Consider the following 19151-nt stretch of genomic DNA (forward strand, 5'->3'; position numbering starts at 1 on the left):
CGGTCCGCAGGACTGTCCCCGTACGCAGACGGTGCGGGGTCAGTACTCCGCTGGGTCAGTACTCCGTGAGGGCATCCACTACATCCTCGGTTCCATCCTTGAACCTGATGGTTCTGTGGATGGTCCCCGGGAGCTCCAGGACGGCCGCTGTCACCAGGGCAACATTGGCCCTGGAGGTCTCTGTGCCGTTGCCGGGGTTTGCTGGATCCGTTTCGATCAGGCCGGTGGCAGGTTCATCCGTCAGAGTTCCCGGGCCAAGGATCGTCCAGTCGAGGTCAGTGCTGCGCAGGTACTCATCTGCCGCCGCTTTGGCCTCCGCGTAGGCGAAGAACGGGTGGTCCTCGGGAACACCGTGATCTTTGGCAGCGCCGATGTAGGAGACCATCACATACCGTTTGACGCCGGACTCGGCTGCCGCGTCCATAGATCGTATGGCTGCGTCGCGGTCCACGGCATAGGTCCTGGCAGGATTCCCTCCGCCGGCGCCGGCTGACCAGACCACCGCGTCATGGTCGGTGAACGCCTGGGCGAGTTCCGCCGTCGTCGAATTTTCCACGTCCAGCACCTCAGCAGTAGCGCCGGTCTCCGTGACATCTGCCACATGGTCGGGATTTCGGATGAAAGACGTGACGTCGTGACCTTCGCCACTAAGAATGCGGGACAGATGCAGGGCCACTTTCCCGTGGCCGCCAATGATTGCGATTCGGCTCATGGACCCATTCTGTCCCACGGAACGAAAAAAGACCCCGCAGGCGAAGCTGCGGGGTCTTGCTCTGTAGCGGTGGGGAGGCTCGATCTCCCGACCTCACGATTATGAGTCGTGCGCTCTAACCAACTGAGCTACACCGCCACGAATGAGAAAAACCTGTGTCAAGCCGGTCAAAACCGCCTTGACACAGGCCCTCATCCAGAGCCCCCCACCGGAATCGATCCGGTGACCTCGTTCTTACCAAGAACGCGCTCTACCACTGAGCTAGGGGGGCAACGAGTAAATACTCTACCGGACGTTTTCAGAAGCTACAAATCGGCGAAAAAACGCGGAAAAACAGCGCCGACACAATTTGCGAAGACGCGGCCTTCGTGATCTATTTCCGGCTTCGAAGCGGCAGGCTTCAGGGCAGCCGGAGCACCTGCCCGGGGTAGATCCGGTCCGGGTTCGGCACGGTGTCCGCATTGGTTGCGATCAGGGCTCCAAGGTCCACGCCGTACTGCGCCGCGATCCCGCTCATGGTGTCGCCCTGCTCCACCACAACCTCCGTGACCCGCGGTGCCACCGGTCCCGGCTGACCCGTCCCTGCCGCGGCCTCAGAGGCGGCCTCCTGCGCTTGCGGCTGGACTTCCGGGGCCTCAGGTTCCAAGCCCTCCTGTTCGGCCTCCTGGGCTGCTGCGGCGTCTGCTGCTGCCTGCTGTTGGGTTGCCTGTGCGGCAGCGGTCTCCGCAGCAGCCTTGTCGGCAGCGGAAACCTCGACGGCGGCGGCATCCTCCGCGGCTTGCCTCTCCGCAGTCCGGTCAAACGGAGCTGCTCCGCTTCTCTCGTCTGCGCCCTTGCCTCCGAAGCCCAAGTTCTTCTTCACGTTGTCCAGCAATCCCATGGAGCACCCTCCTGTTTTCTGCCGACTGTCTTTTCTGCCGACTGTCAGCCGTGCCTCGATCGTACGGCCGGGCACGGCCCCACGGAACCCGCTCCTGTGGGAAATCCCCGCCGCACAACGGCGCGCGCAGCCAACAAGCCCCGGAGGGAAGCATTAAACACATCAGGGGGCCGGCTCGAAAGCCGACCCCCTGACGGGAACTACTTAGTGTTTACCACCAAGGAAGTGTTTACCACTTGCCCTTGCGGTTGAAATCGCGGTTGCTGCCTTCGCCGCCGGTGCGGGGCTTGCGGGCACCGTCACCGTGACCACCGAAGCGGGAACCGCTGGCCTGGCCACGATCGCGGTCGCCGAAGCTGCCTGCGGTGCGCTCTGAACGGTCGCTGTAGGAGCGTCCACCACGATCAGCAGAGGTACGCTCGCCGTCGGACTTGCGGAAGTCCTTCTTGAAGCCGCCGCTGCCCTTGAAGTTTCCGCCGCCACGGTTTTCGCGGTCGCCGTAACCACCGCGTCCACCAGCGCCGCCACCGGAGTAACCGCCACGGTCGCCGCTGGGCCTGCGTCCGTTATCCAGTTCGAGGTTGATCAGCTCGCCACCGATGCGGGTGCGGGACAGTGCGCGCAGCTGCTCGGGGCTCAGGTCTGCCGGGAGCTCCACCAGGGAGTGGTCCGAGCGGATGTCGATGCCACCGATCTGTGCGGAAGAGATGCCACCTTCGTTGGCAATGGCACCAACGATGGAACCCGGCATGACGCGCTGACGGCGTCCGACGGCGATCCGGTAGGTGGCGTTGCCCTCGGTGAGCGCACGGGTCGGGCCACGGGAACCGAAGCCGTCCTTGGAGCGCTCGCGCTTCTGGTACTCAGGAGCGGCAGGCAGTTCCTTGACCAGCAAAGGCTGTCCACCCTGGGCCATGACGGCCAAGGCTGCAGCGATCTCGGAGGCCGGCACGTTGTGCTCTTCCTCGTAAGAGGAGATGAGGTCGCGGAACGCTGCGACATCCTCGGACTCGAGGGTCTCCGTGATGCGCTCGGCGAACTTGCCAAGGCGCAACGTGTTCACGGTCTCAGCTGTGGGCAGGTGCATCTGCTCCACCGGCTGGCGCGTGGCCTTTTCGATGGAACGCAGCAGGTACTTCTCACGCGGCGTCATGAACAGGATGGCATCGCCGGAACGGCCTGCACGGCCCGTACGGCCAATGCGGTGCACGTAGGACTCGGTGTCGTGGGGGATGTCGTAGTTGATGACGTGGCTGATGCGCTCAACGTCAAGGCCACGGGCCGCGACGTCGGTAGCAACCAGGATGTCGATGCGGCCTTCCTTCAGCGCGTCCACAGTGCGTTCGCGCTGCTGCTGCGGGATGTCGCCGTTGATGGCGGCAGCTTGGAAACCGCGGGCCTTGAGCTTGTCGGCCAGGTCCTCGGTAGCCATCTTGGTGCGCACGAAGGCGATGACGCCGTCGAACTCTTCAACCTCAAGGATGCGGGTCAGGGCGTCCAGCTTGTGCGGGCCCATGACCTGGAGGTAGCGCTGCTTGGTGTTGGCGCCGGTGGTGGTCTTGGACTTCACCGAGATCTCAGCCGGGTTGTTCAGGTACTGCTTGGACATGCGGCGGATCTGGCCCGGCATGGTGGCAGAGAACAAGGCAACCTGGCGGGTTTCAGGAGTCTGCTGGAAGATCTGCTCAACGTCATCGGCAAAGCCCATGCGCAGCATTTCGTCAGCTTCGTCCAGCACCAGGTACTGGAGTTCGGACAGGTCCAGGGAACCCTTGGCGATGTGGTCGATCACGCGGCCGGGGGTACCGACAACAACCTGTGCACCTCGGCGCAGGCCGGCGAGCTGGGGGCCGTAAGCCGAGCCACCGTAAACGGGAAGGACCGTGAAGTCATCAATGTGCTTGGCGTAGGAGGTGAATGCCTCAGCAACCTGGAGGGCCAGTTCACGCGTCGGAGCCAGAACAAGCGCCTGGGTCTTGCGGGACGGGCCGTTGAGGTCGTGAAGTTCAGCCAGGCGGGACAGGGCAGGAACAGCGAAAGCTGCGGTCTTGCCGGTACCGGTCTGTGCGAGGCCTACAACATCGCGGCCTTCGAGGAGGAGCGGGATGGTGGCTGCCTGAATGGGGGACGGCTTTTCGTAGCCGACGTCCTGCAGGGCGGCCAGAACGCGTCCGTCGATGCCAAGATCGACGAAGCGGACGCCTTCTTCTTCCTCTTCTTCTGCCTTCGGGGCAGGAGCTTCGGTGAAGGCGGGGGCTGCAGTCTCAGCTGCAACGGTCTCGACGGGGGCAGCGGCAGCAGCCGGTGCTTCAGCTTCGGCGGGAGCGGAGGTCTCCGCTACATCAGCGGACTCGGTGGTCGCTACATCAGCGGACTCAGCGTCGAAGTTTTCGTTGAGATTTTCGGTCATAGGGGGAAATTCCTCATCCATAGGGCAGTCGGCGCGGCCCGGTTGGGCTTGGCCGCATTACTCGTCGCGAGAAACAGGAAAAGGTGCCCTGCTTTTCGCAAGAAGTCCGGCGCTATCGCAATCCCATGGCAGGACTTCCCGCTGCATCTCTTGGCTGCTATCCCAGCAGTCTGTACAGCGTTTTCTTTAGCCGGCTCTCCCTATGAAAATGCCCGCACACATTTGCGGGCCCCAACACTTACCAGTCCTGCCTCAAGAATTGGGCAGGATAAAGGGATTTCCGGAGTGGGGGATATTTCAAGTGTAGGGCACAGAGGCCCATCACCGCGACCCGAGAGCCCCTGAAGCCCGGGTGAGCTTGTTCACACAAGCTCTTCGCTCCCCCGCTAAAGGCCCTGGAGCCCGTTTCTCCGCATGACCTTTTCAAAGACCGGACGGTAGTCCTCCTGCAAACGGATCTCTCCGTCGGCCTCGGCATCCAAGAGAATCTGTACCAGTTCGGGGCTGGGCTCGCTGAACCACTGCCCCACCGTAATGCCGTGCTTGGGGACGAAGGTGCGGTGGATGTGGTCTCCCGCTGAGATGGTGCCTGTCTTGATCACCCTGAGGTAGGTCCCGATACGGCCGGCCTGCGTGAAGCGCTTCACCCATTGGGGCTCACCGATCACCCTTTGGAAGGTTGCGCACGGGACACGCGGTGACGTGACTTCCAGTTCCACATCCAGGCCAATCCTCCAGCGTTCGCCGATCACAGCGCCGGTGGTTTCGATTCCGGCCACGCGCAGGTTTTCCCCGAAGAGACCGGCGGGCAGCTCCCGCTGCAACTCGCCGGACCAGTAGTCCGCATCCGCCTGTGAATATGCGTACAGGGCTTGGTCTTCGCCGCCGTGATCAACCCGGTTGGCCTGCACATCCCCGTGAAGGCCAAGTTTGTGAACCTTGATTGCCCCCTCTACAGGGCGCTTGTCTATGCCGGTGACTCCCACGCTCCCCGTGGGGGTCGGGCAGCAACTGGTGGACACGGCAGACGGCAAGGAGGGATGCGGTGTTCATGGACACCAGTGTACGGACGGGCGGAGCCAGGACTAAGGATCAAAACGATAGCCCATGCCGGCTTCCGTGTGCAGGTGGCGTGGTTCAGCGGGATCGCGCTCCAGCTTGCGGCGCAGTTGGGCTATATATACGCGCAGGTACTGTGTTTCCTTCGCGTACGCCTGCCCCCACACCTGGGTAAGGATTTGCTGTTGGCTCACCAGCTTCCCCTTATTGCGGACCAGCAGCTCCAGGATGTTCCATTCCGTAGGCGTCAGGCGCACTTCCGAGCCATCCTTGACGATCTTCTTACCGGCCAGGTCAACCATGAAGTCCGTGGTGGCCAGCGTGGGTTCCTCGTGCTCGGTAACCACCCGGCGGGAGGCGACCCGAAGCCGCGCAAGCAGCTCATCCAAACCGAAAGGCTTGGTCACGTAGTCGTCCGCACCGGCGTCGAGCGCTTCAACTTTGTCCTCCGAGGCGTGCCGGGCGGACAGCACAATGATGGGCATACTGCTCCAGCCGCGAATGCGGCGGATGATCTCCACGCCGTCCATGTCCGGCAGGCCGAGGTCCAGCACCACGATTTCCACCGGCTGCTTGGCAGTGGCTTGCAGCGCGTCAGCGCCGGTCCCCACAGTCAGCGCCTGGTAACCGTTGGCTTGAAGGGTGACCTGCATGGCCCGGGCAATGCGGGCCTCGTCCTCAACGATGAGCACCAGCGTCATTGCGGCCCACCGGTCCACAGCGGCAAGGTGACCACCATGGTCAAGCCGCCGCCCGGCGTCGGCTCCGCAGCGAGCCTGCCGCCCATGGCCTCGCTGAAGCCCTTTGCGACGGCCAGTCCCAAACCGATTCCGCCACCGGCACTGATTCCGGCCCCGGGCGCAGGCGACGTCGAATCACCAAAACGCTGGAACGGCTGGAAAATATCCACCACTTCCTTATGCCCCACTCCCCTGCCGTGATCGACGATTCTCAGTTCGCTGGCGGGCCGGTCCCCCAAGGTGATGCCGGCGCCGGTGCGGGCAGTCAGGACCACATCGGAGTCGGGCGCATACTTCACGGCGTTCTCCACAATGTTGGCCACCACCCGCTCAAGCATTCCGGCGTCGGCCTGCACAGGTGGAAGGTTGGGCGGCAGTTCATTGCGCAGCCGTTCCTTGGAAACTCCCCTCAACGCCTGCGGCAGCACCTCAGCCCACACAATGCCGGTCAACAGCGGATTGACTGCATCCGCCGTGATTCGCGACATGTCCAGGAGGTTGTCCACCAAATGGTCCAGGCGGTCCGCATACTCCTCGATGGTCTCCAGCAACTCCCGTTCCACGTCCGGCGGGAAACTCACGTCCTCCTGGCGCAGGCTGCTGACAGCGAGCTTGATCCCGGCCAACGGAGTCCGGAGGTCATGCGAAACAGCGCGCAGGATGGACGTTCGCATCTTGTTGCCCTCGGCCAACCTCACGTTGTCCCGCCGGCTCTTCACCAGCTGCTGCCTCTCCCGGACGGCCACCACGAAAGCACCGAAGGCGGCCAGCATCCGCTGGTGCTGGGCTGACAAAGGACCGCCGCGCAGCAGCAGCGTGTAGTGAGGATCGACGACGGCGGCATGGTCGGCGGCGGCATGGGTCACCGGCGGATTCGGCCCGGCACTCGCCAGGACACGCCACTCGGTCTGGGCGCCGGCTGTTGCTGCCAATCCGGGGGCGACCGGCGACTGGGAACCCAGCAGCGACACCGCTTCCATGCCCAGGTTGCTGCGCACTTTCTCAAGGAAGGTTTCCAGGCTTCCATCCGAGCTAAGGATGCGCAGGGCGAGCTCACTGAGCGCCGTGGCCTCCGCCCCGGAGCGTGCGGCTTCCTGTGCCCGGCGGCTGGCAAGCCCCACTGCGAGCGCCACACCACAGGCCACAGCAAGGAAAACCACCACGGTAAACAAAGTGGTGGGGTCGGCGATGGAGAGGGAACCCACAGGGTCCGCGGAGAAATAGTTCAGGAGGACGCTGCCCAGAACGGCGGCCACCACTGCCGGCCACAAACCGCCGATGGCAGCCACCGCAACAGCCACAGCCAGTTGCAACAGCATGATCATGGCGAAGTTGCGGAAGCCGAGGACCGTGACCACCAGTTCAATGCCCGGCGGCAACAGGACTGCCAGCACCAGGCCCGTGACCACCCGGCCGGTGCCAATGCCGCGAACCGGGGGAAGCCGCAGCAGCACGCCGTCGTCGCCGCTGTTATGTGCTTCAGGTCCCGCCATGGCTACATCCTTACACGGTTCCGAATATGGGGAGTTATCCCCATATACCGCTGTCACCCGTGCCTGCACCGCGCACAACGACTAGGCTTGCTCTGAGCATTCTGGTCCGGCGTGCCGCCGGACATTTCAACGGTCTATCCAGGGGGATACCATGGGCCCGAAAGACAGCCCTGACGCAGCCGGCAACAACGGCGGCAGCAGGGACAACAACGCCGACTTCGGAGCGGGCAATAATCAGCCCAAGCCTCCTCCCTGGCAGGTGCCCAAGCCGGAGCTCCATCCTGAGCTGTTCACGCCCGTGGAAAACGACCCCGCCCAAAGCAGCTCCAGGAAGAGGAAGAAATCCCCCGCCGGGGCACCCCCTGCCGGGGCAGGCGCACCCCAGCCCGGCCAGCCCCTCCCCGTGGTTGACCCCTTCGCGAAAGAACGCGAACGCGGCGAGGCCGAGGCAGCAAAGAAGAAGAAGCGCTCGCATCGCCGCACCTTGGTGGTGGGCCTGGGCGTGACCGCCCTTCTGGCCGGAACCATTACGGCGATCGTGGCCAGCAATGAGCAGGAAGCCGACTACGCACAAGTCTGTTTCAATGACGAAACCGGCGAACGCGTTGATGACACCCAGTGCGACAACAGCAGCTCGGCGGGCCGCAGCTCAGGGATATACGCCTGGTACTTCTATTCCCGGGGTGCCAGTGTGCCTGCCGTGGGGCAGAACCGCAGCGCCTACCCGAGCTACACCAAGACCGTGCCTACGGGGGCAAAGTCCTCCACGGGGTACAGCACCAAGGGCGGCACGGTCAGCCGAGGCGGCTTCGGCAGCAGTTCCAAAAGCGGCGGAAGCTCGGGAGGTTAGGCGTGCGTCGACTGCCCTCCGCGCCCAGGCCGGACTGGAAGCAAAAGATCGAAGAACAGGGCCTGGTATTTTCCACTACCACCATGCCCGATGGCCGGAAAATCGAATACTGGAACGAATCGGCCTACTACGAATTCACCGAGGACGAGGTGGAGACCCTCGAGAAGACGGCCGAGGACATGCACATCATGTGCTTGGAGGCCGCGAAGTACTTGGCCACCGGGGCCATGGGCGATATCGGCATCGGGCAGCAGGCCTTGGAACTCGCTGCCGAGTCGTTGATGGCCGCGGACATGGACATTTACGGTCGCTTCGACTTCATCTATGACGGCAACGGCGGTCCGGCGAAAATGCTGGAGTACAACGCCGATACCCCCACGGGCCTGATCGAAGCCTCTGTGGCCCAGTGGTTCTGGCTCCAGGACGTCTTCCCGGAAAAGGACCAGTGGAACGGAATCCATGAGGCCCTGATCCGCCAATGGAAGAAGCTGCAGTTCCGCACCGGCATGAGCACCCTGCACGTTGCCCACTCGGAGGCGGAGGAATCCGGCGAGGATTGGATGACTGCCGCCTACATGCGGGACGTCGCGAGCCAGGGCGGCTGGACCACCATCGGCATCAACATGTCCGATATCGGCTGGGACCCCAACTTGAACCGGTTTGTGGACCTGGACAACTTCATGATCAGCACCATGTTCAAGCTGTACCCGTGGGAGCTCATGATGAAGGAACCGTTCGGGCAACGGCTTCTGCAACGTGCCCACAACCCCCGCTGGGTTGAGCCGGCATGGAAGATGCTGCTGTCCAACAAAGCCTTGCTGGCTGCGCTATGGCACCTCTACCCCAACCATGAGAACCTGCTGCCTGCCTACCTCGGCGATCCGGGTCCCCTCAAGGAATGGGTGGCCAAGCCGCTGCACGGGCGGGAGGGCGACAACATCCGAATTCACGCCCCCGGCATCGAGATCCAACAGCCAGGTGGTTACGGCCGTGAAGGCTGGTGCTTTCAGCAGTACCACGCCCTCCCCGACTTCGACGGGAACCACCCTGTCCTGGGTCTTTGGGTAGTGGATGGCGAATCCGTGGGCTGTGGCATCCGCGAATCCGACGGACCCATCACGGACTACTTTTGCCGCTTTGTTCCCAATACCATCGACGCCCCGGCGCCTGTCGCGCCCCCTGCTACTTCCTACGGAGCTGCACTATGAGCACTGAAACCTCGACGCCGGGTGGCGGCTCAGCGGGCGGCGACCGTACCGCCGTCGTACCTCCCAAAGGCCTCCACGCCGGGATCCTGGACCTTGGCGACTCCGTCATGCTGGGCCTTGCATCCACCGCGCCCGTCTACTCGCTGGCGGCAACGCTGGGGCTCATTGTGGCCGTTAATGGGAACTACACTCCCCTGATCCTGATCCTCGGCTTCATCCCGGTGCTGTTCATTGCCTACGCGTTCCGTGAGCTCAACAGCGCCATGCCGGACTGCGGCACCACGTTCTTCTGGGCCCGCAAGACCTTCGGGCCGTGGGCCGGTTGGCTGGGTGGCTGGGGCGTGGCACTCGCGGGAGTGGTGGTGCTGGCCAACCTGGCGCAGATCGCGGGCAAGTATTTGTGGCTGCTGATCGGTGACGGTTCCCTGGCCGACAACACGTGGCTGGTGACGGCTACTGGTGTGTTGTTCATCGTGTTCATGACGTACGTGAACCATCGTGGCATCCGGCTGGGCGAGCATGTCCAGCGCACGCTGACTTACATTCAGTACATTTCGTTGGGCATCTTCGCGGTGGCCATCATCTTCCGGATCGCCGGGGGCGCGCCTGAGGGCCAGGCCTTCGACTTCGAGTGGTTCAACCCCGCCGGCGCCTTTGCCGATCCCGGCGCCGTGGTTCACGGCGTGCTGCTTGCCCTGTTCATCTACTGGGGCTGGGATACCTGCCTGGCGCTGAACGAGGAGACGGAGAACCCTGCCAAGACGCCTGGACGTGGCGCCGTCATCTCAGCCTCTGTTCTGGTGGCGATCTATGTTTCCGTGGCGCTGCTGGTGATGATGTATGCCACGATCGGTACGGACGGTATCGGTCTGGGCAACGAAGCAAACCAGGATGACGTGTTCCTGGCTATGAAGGACGTGGTGTTGGGTCCTTGGGGCTGGCTGATCATCGTGGCTGTGCTTGCGTCCGTCCTGTCCTCCACACAGACCACCATCCTGCCGACAGCCCGCGGAACCCTGTCCATGGGTGTCCACGGTGCACTGCCTCCCCGGTTCGGCAAGGTCCACGAGCGCTTCATGACCCCGGGCTTCTCCACCCAGGTGATGGGTGCGGTGGCCGTGGTGTACTACGTGGCCATGAGCTTCTTGAGCGAGAACCTCCTCTCGGACTCCATCAGCGCCATCAGCTTGTTCATCGCCTTCTACTACGCACTGACCGGCTTCTCCTGTGTCTGGTTCTTCCGTTCCACGCTCCGGGATTCCGCCCGGAACCTGTGGTTCCGTGGCATCCTGCCGTTCCTCGGCGCACTGTCCCTCACAGCGGCGTTCTTCATTTCCGCAGTCCAGATGTGGGATCCGGCGTACGGGGACACCCAAATCTTCGGCATCGGCGGGGCGTTCGTCAGCGGAGTGCTGCTGCTGGCCTTGGGCGTTGTTTTGGCCGTCGTGTGCCGCTTCGCCCCCTCCACCCGGGGCTACTTCACGGGTGACCGGGCCGAGGTTGGGGTGGTCCGCGGCGAGTAACCGCGACGGAAGGCAGTGTTCGGCGCCTAGGATGCTGGAATGAGCGATTCGATGACGAACACCTCCGACGTCCTTGCCCTCGATTCTCTGCTGACCGCGGACGAGCTTGCCCTGCGCGACCGGGTCCGCGACTACACCGCGCAACGGATCCGACCCAACATCGCCCGCTGGTACGAGGACGCTCATTTCCCGCGCGAACTCGCCCCGGAGTTGGGCGAGCTCGGTGTCCTGGGCATGCACCTGGACGGTTACGGCTGTCCCGGCCGGACCGCCGTCGAATATGGTCTTGCAGCGATGGAACTGGAGGCGGGTGATTCGGGGATCCGCACCTTCGTTTCGGTGCAGGGCTCCCTTGCCATGACGGCGATCCACAAGTGGGGCTCGGAGGCGCAGAAAGAGCAGTGGCTGCCACGGATGGCGGCCGGCGAACTGATTGGTTGCTTCGCCCTTACGGAGCCGACGGCGGGGTCGGACCCGTCATCCATGACCACCTTTGCCCGCGAAACGGCCGACGGTTGGGTCCTGGAAGGTGCCAAACGTTGGATCGGCATCGCGTCCATCGCGGACGTCATGGTGGTGTGGGCCAAAACCGAGGACGGAATCCGCGGGTTCCTGGTTCCCGCCGGAACATCCGGGGTGACCGCGACGCCTATCGAGCCGAAGCTCTCCATGCGTGCGTCCATTCAGTGCGATGTGAAGTTCGACGGCGTGAGGCTGGGTCCTGAGGCCGTCCTCCCGGGTGCCATGGGACTTAAGGGACCGTTCTCGTGCCTCAACGAGGCACGCTACGGCATCGCGTGGGGAGCCATGGGAGCTGCCCGGGACTCCTACGAAGCTGCGCTGGAGTACGCAGGGAACCGACTCCAGTTCGGCCGCCCCTTGGCCGGTTACCAGCTGACGCAGGAGAAACTGGTGAACATGCTGGTGGAGATCCAGAAGGGCACCATGCTGGCCCTTCACCTGGGCCGGTTGAAGGACGCCGGTCATCTTCAACCCCAGCAGATTTCCTTGGGCAAGCTGAACAACGTCCGCGAGGCCATCAAGATCGCCCGTGAGGCCCGCACCATCCTGGGCGGCAACGGTGTGACGCTGGATTACTCACCGCTGCGCCACTCCAACAACCTGGAGTCGGTGCGGACGTACGAGGGCACAGATGAGGTGCACACCCTGATCCTGGGGCAACACATCACGGGCATCGGGGCTTTCCGCGGCTAGCCCGACTGAGTCCCGGGCTGTCCCTCGTTGGGTCCGGGTTCCGGGAGCACCAGCAGCTTGAAATAGCCACGCAGGCCCTTGACCACGTCCACCTCGTCGGGGGCCAGCAGCCATTGCGTTTGAAGCCCGTCCCACAGGGCAACCAGGGACATGGCAGCTTCACCAGGATCGACCCCGGGGCGGAGCCTGCCCTCTGCGGCCAGCTCGGCAAACCGCCGCGCGTAGCTCTTTCGGAGACGTTCGAATCGTTCGGTGAAGTAGACCCGTCCTGGGTGCGAATCGGTGACCGACTCCGCGGACAGAACGGTGTACAACTCAACCACGCCCGGGATGTTCTCGTTGAAGAGCGCCGTCCGGATCACCGAGTCAACCAGGCCTTCTTCCATGTCGTCCGGAAAGGCGTCGCCCGTGATTTCGTCGCGGCGCTCCAGGACTGCCATCAGGAGATCGCGTTTGGAAGGGAAATAGTGCAGCAGGCTGGTTTGGCTTAGCCCCACCCGATCGGCAACGTCCTGCAGTGATCCACCACGGTAGCCGTGGGCAGCAAACACCTCATGGGCGGCGTCCAGAATGGTCCGGCGCCGTTCTTCGGATTTCGCGTACGGACCCCGCCTCGCTGCGCGGCCCACGTCCTTTGTGGTCATGGCAAGCCAGTGTACATGCGTCTTGGAACCCTCTTTGCGAAATTCGAGTACCCACTCGAATTTTCTGTTACCGTTGTCACACTTGCCACGGCCGGACCTACGAATCCAAGCGCGCGGCATCGTCAACCTGACACGAAGAGGTGAAGGCTAATGACCCCATTCACGCGAAGACAACTCTTGGGCGCAGGCCTGGGAACAGCAGCCATGGGCCTGCTGACCGGGTGCGCAACTCCAGGAACACAGTCCGTCAACGCTGCGCCGACCATCCCCGCCGCCGGCGAGCCCGTGCGACTTACCTACTGGGCTTGGCTCAAGGATTTCCAGAAAGTTGCCGACGTCTGGAATGCAGCCAATCCGAACATCCACGTGGACGTGGTGTGGATTCCGGGCGGCAACTCCGGCGGATATCAGAAGCTCTACTCGGCCCTGGCAGCAGGAGGCGGACCGGACCTGGCCCAGGTGGAGTTCCGCTCCATCCCGGAGTTCATGCTCGTAAATGGCCTGGTTGATGTGTCCCGCTACGGCGCCGATGATCACGCCCACTTATACGACCCCACCTTGTGGAAGCAGGTCAGTTACACCGGGGGTGTCTACGGCATCCCCCAGGACGCCGGCCCCATGGGCATGTTCTACCAACCGGCCATCCTGGACAAGGTGGGCGGAGTCGCTCCTAAAACCTGGGACGAATGGGCTGCGCTGGCCGTAGAACTTCGCTCCGTGGACAGCTACCTGGACTGCTTCCCCATCAGTGACGCCTCTCCGTTTGCCTCTTTCGCGGCGCAGGCCGGCGCGCAGTGGCTGCGCCCCGAGGAAGACGGCTGGGTGATCAACATGACGGACGACGCCACGCTCAACACCGCGCGTTTCTTCGACAAAGCGATCGACGACGACCTCGTCACCACAGCGTACGGCGCCTTCTCCCCGGGCTGGTTTGCAGCTGCCAGCAAGGGCGGCATTGCCTCGACCATAACCGGCAGCTGGGGTGATGCTCTGGTTCAGGGTGTCAGCGGCTCCGAAGGAAAGTGGCTCGCAGCACCGATGCCCACCTGGGGTGATACTGGCTTCGGCTCAAGCTACCTCGGCGGTTCCACGGCAGCAGTCCTGGCCAACAGCAAACACCCCAAAGAAGCAGTCGAATTCGCTGTGTGGCTGACCACGTCCACAGAAGGAATCGACGCCCAGATCAAACACAGCGGCATCGGCTGGTCACCCAACCCCGATTTCATCGGCACGGAGCGGCAGCAACCCTCGGCATTTTTCGGCGGCCAACGCTACAACGAGGAAGTTTTCGTCCCCGCTACCAAACAGCAGAACCCTGACTGGTCCTGGTGGCCGGTAACCCAGCAGTCCTTCAACATCCTCAGCGACGGCTTCCGCAAGAAGGCCTTCGGGACCACATTGGTGGACTCCGTTGCTGATTCGGAGCAGCAGATCATGACCGTTTTCAAGAACAAGGGCCTCAGCATCCGGAAGGAAACGGCATGACGACCACCCGCACCGAACCCACCGTGCAGCGCCCCGCCGCACCAAGCCGCCCCGGCAAGCGAAACGGCGCTGCCGCACGCGCACCTTGGCTCCTGCTCGCCCCATTCCTGGGACTCTTCGTCCTCACCTTCCTGCTGCCCATTGTTGTGGCCATCATGTCCAGCTTCACCAAGGTGACCCGCAGCGGACTGTTCGGCGAGGCCGGGGTGACCAGCGAATTCGCAGGGTTCAGCAACTACGCCCAGGCCCTGGCAGACGGCAGCTTCGTGGCATCCATTGGCCGAATGCTGTTGTTCGGTGTGGTCCAGGTGCCCGTCATGATCGTCCTGTGCACCGCGTTGGCTCTCATGCTCGAATCGGCGTCGGCAAAATGGCCGGGCTTCTTCCGTGCCGCCTACTTCCTCCCCTACGGCGTACCGGGAGTTATCGCCACCATCCTCTGGTCCTTCCTGTACGTGCCCGGGCTCAGCCCGTTGTTTGACGTCGCGAAAATTGTGGGCCTGACCCCGGATTTCCTCGGCGCGAACAGCGTGCTGTGGTCCATCGCGAACATCGTCACATGGAGTTACACGGGCTACAACATGCTGATTATCGTGGCCCAGCTGAAAGCCATCCCGGTGGAACTCTACGAGGCCGCCAAGGTGGATGGTGCCTCCACCTGGCGCGTTGCCCGGAGCATCCAACTCCCCCTGATCCGTCCGGCCCTCATGCTCACCACGGTGTTCTCCATCATCGGAACGCTGCAGCTCTTCGCCGAGGCCCAGGTCCTCAAGACGGTGGCTCCGGCAATCGACAGCCAATACACGCCGAACCTCAGCGCCTACACAACTGCTTTTGCCTACAACGACTACAACGTCGCGGCAGCCCAGTCGGTCATCATCGCCGTGGCCGCTTTTGCCCTTTCCTTCGCCTTCCTCGCACTGACGAACAGGAAGTCCTCATGACCGCCACAGCCACGAAGCCAACCACCACGCCCGTCCGCAGCAAAGCTTCGGCAGGCCCGGACCGCTCAGCCGGACTACGGCGGTCGTCCACCATCATTGTCACCGCACTGTTGGTGGTGGTCGCCTTGTACTTCCTGATCCCCGTGTATTGGGTCTTCGTTGCCTCCACGAAGTCCACGGAAGACCTCTTCTCCACCAACGGCTTCTGGTTCGCCCCCACGTTCTCTTTGTGGGAAAACATCGGCCGTGTGGTCAGCTACGACGACGGCATTTTTGGCCGTTGGTTCCTGAATTCGGCGATCTACGCCGGCGTCGGCGCGCTTCTGGCCACGTATTTTGCGGCGGCCGGTGGCTATGCCTTGGCCAAGTATGAGTTCAAGGGACGCAACCTGGTGTTCGGCACCATCCTGGGCGGCGTGCTGGTTCCCGGCACAGCCACGGCCTTGCCGCTTTTCCTGCTGTTCAGCCAGATGGGCCTGGCCAACACGTACTGGAGTGTCCTGCTCCCCTCGCTTGTCTCGCCGTTCGGCCTGTTCCTCTGCCGCATCTACGCCCAGGCCACTGTGGAGACCTCGCTGATCGAGGCCGCCAGGATCGACGGCGCGGGAGAGCTCCGCATCTTCCACACCATTGGGCTCAAGGTTCTGACGCCGGCACTGGTCACCGTATTCCTGTTCCAGCTGGTGGGCATCTGGAACAACTACTTCCTGCCGCTGGTCATGCTGTCCGATTCCGAGCTTTACCCCATCACCCTCGGCCTGAACAACTGGCTCAGCCAGGTTGACCGTTTGCCCGAATTCTATGAACTGACTACCGGCGGAGTGCTGCTTTCCATTATTCCGCTCAGCATCGCCATGGTTGTCCTGCAGCGCTTCTGGCGCGGTGGACTGACAGAAGGAGCCGTTAAGTAATGACCATCAACTCCCACTACATCACTGACACCGGTCCCGGCACCGGAAAGAGACTCGCGGCCCGTTCCTGGCTGCACACAGACGCGCCAACATTCTCCCTCAACGGCCAGTGGCGTTTCCGGCTTCTCCCCGGCGCTCCCGGAACCCCGGGCGGTCGCGGCGTCCTTCCCGCTGGTGAGGCCGTGGAAGGCGTCGCCGAGGAAGCCTTGGACGATTCCAGCTGGGAGCAGATCCCGGTTCCGGCGCACTGGGTCCTGGAGGGTGAGGGCCGCTACGGGCGCCCCATTTACACCAACGTCCAGTTCCCCTTCCCTACCGACGCACCACATGTCCCGGACCAGAACCCCACCGGCGACTACCGCCGAAGCTTCGATCTTCCCGGGGACTGGGACGACGCAGAGCGCATCGTGCTGAGGTTCGACGGCGTCGAATCCCGCTACAAGGTATGGCTTAACGGCAACGAAATCGGCGTGGGAACCGGTAGCCGGCTGGCCCAGGAATTCGACGTCACCGAGGCCGTGCGCCCCGGACATAACGTGCTGGCTGTCCGCGTCCACCAGTGGTCAGCCTCAAGCTACGTCGAGGACCAGGACCAATGGTGGATGCCGGGCATCTTCCGCGACGTCACGCTCCAGGCCCGCCCCAAGAAGGGTCTCGACGACGTCTGGTTGCGTACGTCTTACACCGCCGGTTCAGGCGTCATTGACCCCGAGATCACGGCCGACGAGGCCGCCTACCCGGTTCGGCTGTCAGTTCCGGAACTCGACGTCGACGTCGTCTGGAACACCCCTGCCGACGTCGCCCCGGTGGCGATTGCCGGCGTCGAACCTTGGTCCGCGGAGGTTCCACGCCTGTATAACGCAACAGTGGCAAGTGAAGGCGAGACCGTTTCGCTGCGCTTGGGTTTCCGAACGGTGGAGATCAAGGGTGACCAGTTCCTGGTGAACGGCCGCCGCGTGGTGTTCCACGGCGTGAACCGGCACGAGACACATCCGGACCGCGGGCGTGTGTTTGACGAGGACTTCGCCCGCGCAGACCTCGCCTTGATGAAGCAGTTCAACGTCAACGCGATCCGCACTAGCCACTACCCTCCGCATCCCCGTTTGCTGGACATCGCGGACGAGCTGGGCTTCTGGGTGATCCTGGAATGCGACCTGGAAACGCACGGCTTTGAACGGCACGGCTGGGTGGGCAATCCCAGCGACGATCCCGCGTGGCGTGAAGCTCTGGTTGACCGCATGGAGCGGACGGTGGAGAGGGACAAGAACCACCCGTCCATCGTCATGTGGTCGCTCGGCAACGAGTCCGGCACGGGCTCCAACCTCGCCGCGATGTCCGCATGGACGCACGCCCGCGACGCCGGCCGGCCCGTCCACTACGAGGGTGACTACACGGGTGCCTACACGGACGTTTACTCGCGGATGTACTCGTCGGTTCCGGAAACCGAGGCGATCGGTCGGGACGACTCCGGCTCATTGCTGCTCGGCTGCTCCGCGGCGGAGTCCGCACGGCAGCGCAGCAAACCGTTCATCCTGTGCGAATACGTCCACGCCATGGGTAACGGTCCCGGCGCCATGGATCAGTACGAGGACCTGGTGGACCGCTACCCGCGGCTACACGGAGGGTTCGTCTGGGAGTGGCGGGACCACGGCATCCGCACCACCACGGCCGACGGCATGGAGTTCTTCGCCTACGGCGGCGACTTCGGGGAGGTGGTCCACGACGGCAACTTCGTGATGGACGGCATGGTCCTGTCCGATTCCACGCCCAGCCCGGGGCTTTTCGAGTACAAGCAGATCGTCGCTCCCCTGCGCTTGGGCTTCAGCACTGAAACCCACGACGGCGGCACGCGCCGTTTCGTCTCCGTAGCCAACCTGCGGCACACGGCTGATGCATCGGACGTCGTACTGCGCTGGCGTACGGAAGTGGATGGCGTCCTTGGTTCCTCCGGAGAGCTCGACGTCGTGACTCAAGCAGGCGCGTCGCTCGCAGCAGGGGCCTCGGCGCTTGTCGAGTTGCCGGAGTTCGCTGTGGCCAGTGGCGAACACTGGCTGACCGTGGAGGCGGTGCTCCGCAAGGACACCGTATGGGCCGAAGCCGGGCATGTCATCTCTGCCGCGCAACTGGAACTGGAATCGCGTCCGCGCCTTGCAGTCCCGCGCCCTGTGGCATCCGTGGGGCAGGCCGCTTCATCGGGGGCCGGGACAGTATCGCTGGGCCCTGGCGTCTTCGAGGACGGCCGTCTGGTCTCGCTCGGCGGGCTTCCGGTGTCCGGGCCGCGGCTGGAGTTGTGGCGGGCCCCCACGGACAACGACGCCGGCGCCGGCCGCGGCAGCTACGACCTCGCAGATCCTTGGCTCAACAACGGCAACGGCACTCCCGCTCCGTCCATGGAAACTGTCTGGCGGGCCGCTGGATTGGACCGGCTCACGGCACGGGTAGAGAAAGTCTCAGCCAGTGACAGCGGCGTAGTGACCCGTACCCGATACGCCGCGGCCGACGCCGCACACTGGGTCTCTGTGGAGGAGACCTGGCAACTATCGGGCGGTGAGCTGTGGCTCCGCCTGGACATCGTTCCGAGCGCGGGATGGGACATCATCTGGCCCCGGGTCGGGGTGCGTTTTGACCTGCCCGGATCAGTGGACGGTGCGTCCTGGTTCGGCACCGGCCCCCGTGAGTCGTACCCGGATAGCATGCACGCGACGCTTGTGGGCCGCTACGCAGCCGGCATCGATGAGCTTTCGGTGGAATACGCCAAGCCGCAGGAATCGGGACACCGAAGTGCTGTCCGTTCCTTGGATCTTCACACGGCCGGCGCTCCTTGGCTGCAGCTCGATGCCGTCCCGGACTCCCGCGGTCGCCTGCCCGGTTTCACGCTCTCCCGGCACACAGCGCAGGAGATCTCGGCGGCCGCACACCCGCACGAATTGCCAAGCAGTCAGGGCAGCTTCCTGTACCTCGATGCCGCCCAGCACGGGCTCGGGTCCAGGGCGTGCGGACCGGACGTCTGGCCGGAGTACGCGCTGCGTCCGGAAGCGCGAACGCTCACGTTCCGGATCAGCGAAACCAGCTAGGCT

15 protein-coding genes and 2 tRNA genes are annotated in these 19151 nt (G+C 63.6%); 8 read left to right on the plus strand and 9 right to left on the minus strand.

Translation table 11 applies throughout. The features are described 5' to 3' along the window. Nucleotides 1-55: 55 nt before the first annotated feature. The 8 genes from ARUE_RS15840 to ARUE_RS15875 all read right to left on the minus strand — a co-directional run bounded on the left by ARUE_RS15840 (nt 56) and on the right by ARUE_RS15875 (nt 7294). Nucleotides 56-712 (minus strand): SDR family oxidoreductase, encoded by a 657-nt coding sequence (locus ARUE_RS15840; protein WP_043470527.1) that lies wholly within the window; start codon nt 710-712, stop codon nt 56-58. Nucleotides 713-776: 64 nt separating this feature from the next. Then, nucleotides 777-850 (minus strand) — tRNA-Met (locus ARUE_RS15845). 61 nt (nt 851-911) lie between these two features. After that, nucleotides 912-983: transfer RNA gene (locus ARUE_RS15850), tRNA-Thr, on the minus strand. Nucleotides 984-1112: 129 nt separating this feature from the next. After that, nucleotides 1113-1592, minus strand: coding sequence for a LysM peptidoglycan-binding domain-containing protein (locus ARUE_RS15855; protein WP_014922426.1), 480 nt, complete (start codon nt 1590-1592; stop codon nt 1113-1115). 229 nt (nt 1593-1821) lie between these two features. Beyond that, nucleotides 1822-4002, minus strand: coding sequence for a DEAD/DEAH box helicase (locus ARUE_RS15860; RefSeq protein ID WP_014922427.1), 2181 nt, complete (start codon nt 4000-4002; stop codon nt 1822-1824). 386 nt (nt 4003-4388) lie between these two features. After that, nucleotides 4389-4988: an MOSC domain-containing protein gene (locus ARUE_RS15865; protein WP_014922429.1), complete on the minus strand. Its 600-nt coding sequence runs from the start codon at nt 4986-4988 to the stop codon at nt 4389-4391. 99 nt (nt 4989-5087) lie between these two features. Then, nucleotides 5088-5762: a response regulator gene (locus ARUE_RS15870; RefSeq protein ID WP_011775662.1), complete on the minus strand. Its 675-nt coding sequence runs from the start codon at nt 5760-5762 to the stop codon at nt 5088-5090. After that, complete coding sequence (locus ARUE_RS15875; RefSeq protein WP_014922430.1) at nt 5759-7294, minus strand: sensor histidine kinase; 1536 nt, start codon at nt 7292-7294, stop codon at nt 5759-5761. The genes ARUE_RS15870 and ARUE_RS15875 overlap by 4 nt, the downstream gene beginning before the upstream one ends. A 151-nt stretch (nt 7295-7445) precedes the next feature. Here ARUE_RS15875 and ARUE_RS15880 point away from each other — a divergent pair, with 151 nt between their 5' ends. The 4 genes from ARUE_RS15880 to ARUE_RS15895 are packed head-to-tail and all read left to right on the plus strand — an operon-like array spanning nt 7446 to nt 12090. Then, nucleotides 7446-8144 carry a hypothetical protein gene (locus ARUE_RS15880; RefSeq protein ID WP_014922431.1) on the plus strand — a complete coding sequence of 233 codons (699 nt, stop codon included), beginning with the start codon at nt 7446-7448 and terminating at the stop codon, nt 8142-8144. 2 nt (nt 8145-8146) lie between these two features. Then, a complete protein-coding gene (locus ARUE_RS15885) occupies nt 8147-9352 on the plus strand; it encodes a glutathionylspermidine synthase family protein (RefSeq protein WP_014922432.1) in 1206 nt (401 codons plus the stop codon). Continuing rightward, entirely contained in the window at nt 9349-10875 is a 1527-nt protein-coding gene (locus tag ARUE_RS15890; RefSeq protein WP_014922433.1) for an APC family permease, read from the plus strand. The genes ARUE_RS15885 and ARUE_RS15890 overlap by 4 nt, the downstream gene beginning before the upstream one ends. A 39-nt stretch (nt 10876-10914) precedes the next feature. Then, entirely contained in the window at nt 10915-12090 is a 1176-nt protein-coding gene (locus ARUE_RS15895; RefSeq protein ID WP_014922434.1) for an acyl-CoA dehydrogenase family protein, read from the plus strand. Here ARUE_RS15895 and ARUE_RS15900 read toward each other — a convergent pair. After that, nucleotides 12087-12734 carry a TetR/AcrR family transcriptional regulator gene (locus tag ARUE_RS15900; protein ID WP_238324347.1) on the minus strand — a complete coding sequence of 216 codons (648 nt, stop codon included), beginning with the start codon at nt 12732-12734 and terminating at the stop codon, nt 12087-12089. The two genes, ARUE_RS15895 and ARUE_RS15900, sit on opposite strands and share 4 nt — an antisense overlap. A gap of 150 nt (nt 12735-12884) precedes the next feature. On the opposite strand from ARUE_RS15900, the gene ARUE_RS15905 reads away from it, so the two are divergent. The 4 genes from ARUE_RS15905 to ARUE_RS15920 are packed head-to-tail and all read left to right on the plus strand — an operon-like array spanning nt 12885 to nt 19148. Then, nucleotides 12885-14219 (plus strand): ABC transporter substrate-binding protein, encoded by a 1335-nt coding sequence (locus ARUE_RS15905; protein ID WP_014922435.1) that lies wholly within the window; start codon nt 12885-12887, stop codon nt 14217-14219. Further along, complete coding sequence (locus tag ARUE_RS15910; RefSeq protein WP_014922436.1) at nt 14216-15163, plus strand: carbohydrate ABC transporter permease; 948 nt, start codon at nt 14216-14218, stop codon at nt 15161-15163. The genes ARUE_RS15905 and ARUE_RS15910 overlap by 4 nt, the downstream gene beginning before the upstream one ends. Continuing rightward, on the plus strand, nt 15160-16074 hold the full coding sequence (locus tag ARUE_RS15915; protein WP_014922437.1) for a carbohydrate ABC transporter permease: 915 nt from the start codon (nt 15160-15162) through the stop codon (nt 16072-16074). The genes ARUE_RS15910 and ARUE_RS15915 overlap by 4 nt, the downstream gene beginning before the upstream one ends. Beyond that, nucleotides 16074-19148: a glycoside hydrolase family 2 TIM barrel-domain containing protein gene (locus tag ARUE_RS15920; RefSeq protein ID WP_014922438.1), complete on the plus strand. Its 3075-nt coding sequence runs from the start codon at nt 16074-16076 to the stop codon at nt 19146-19148. Before ARUE_RS15915 ends, ARUE_RS15920 begins: the two co-directional genes overlap by 1 nt. The last annotated feature ends 3 nt before the right edge of the window (nt 19149-19151 follow it).

It is taken from the genome of Arthrobacter sp. Rue61a, assembly GCF_000294695.2.
Lineage (GTDB): Bacteria > Actinomycetota > Actinomycetes > Actinomycetales > Micrococcaceae > Arthrobacter > Arthrobacter aurescens_A.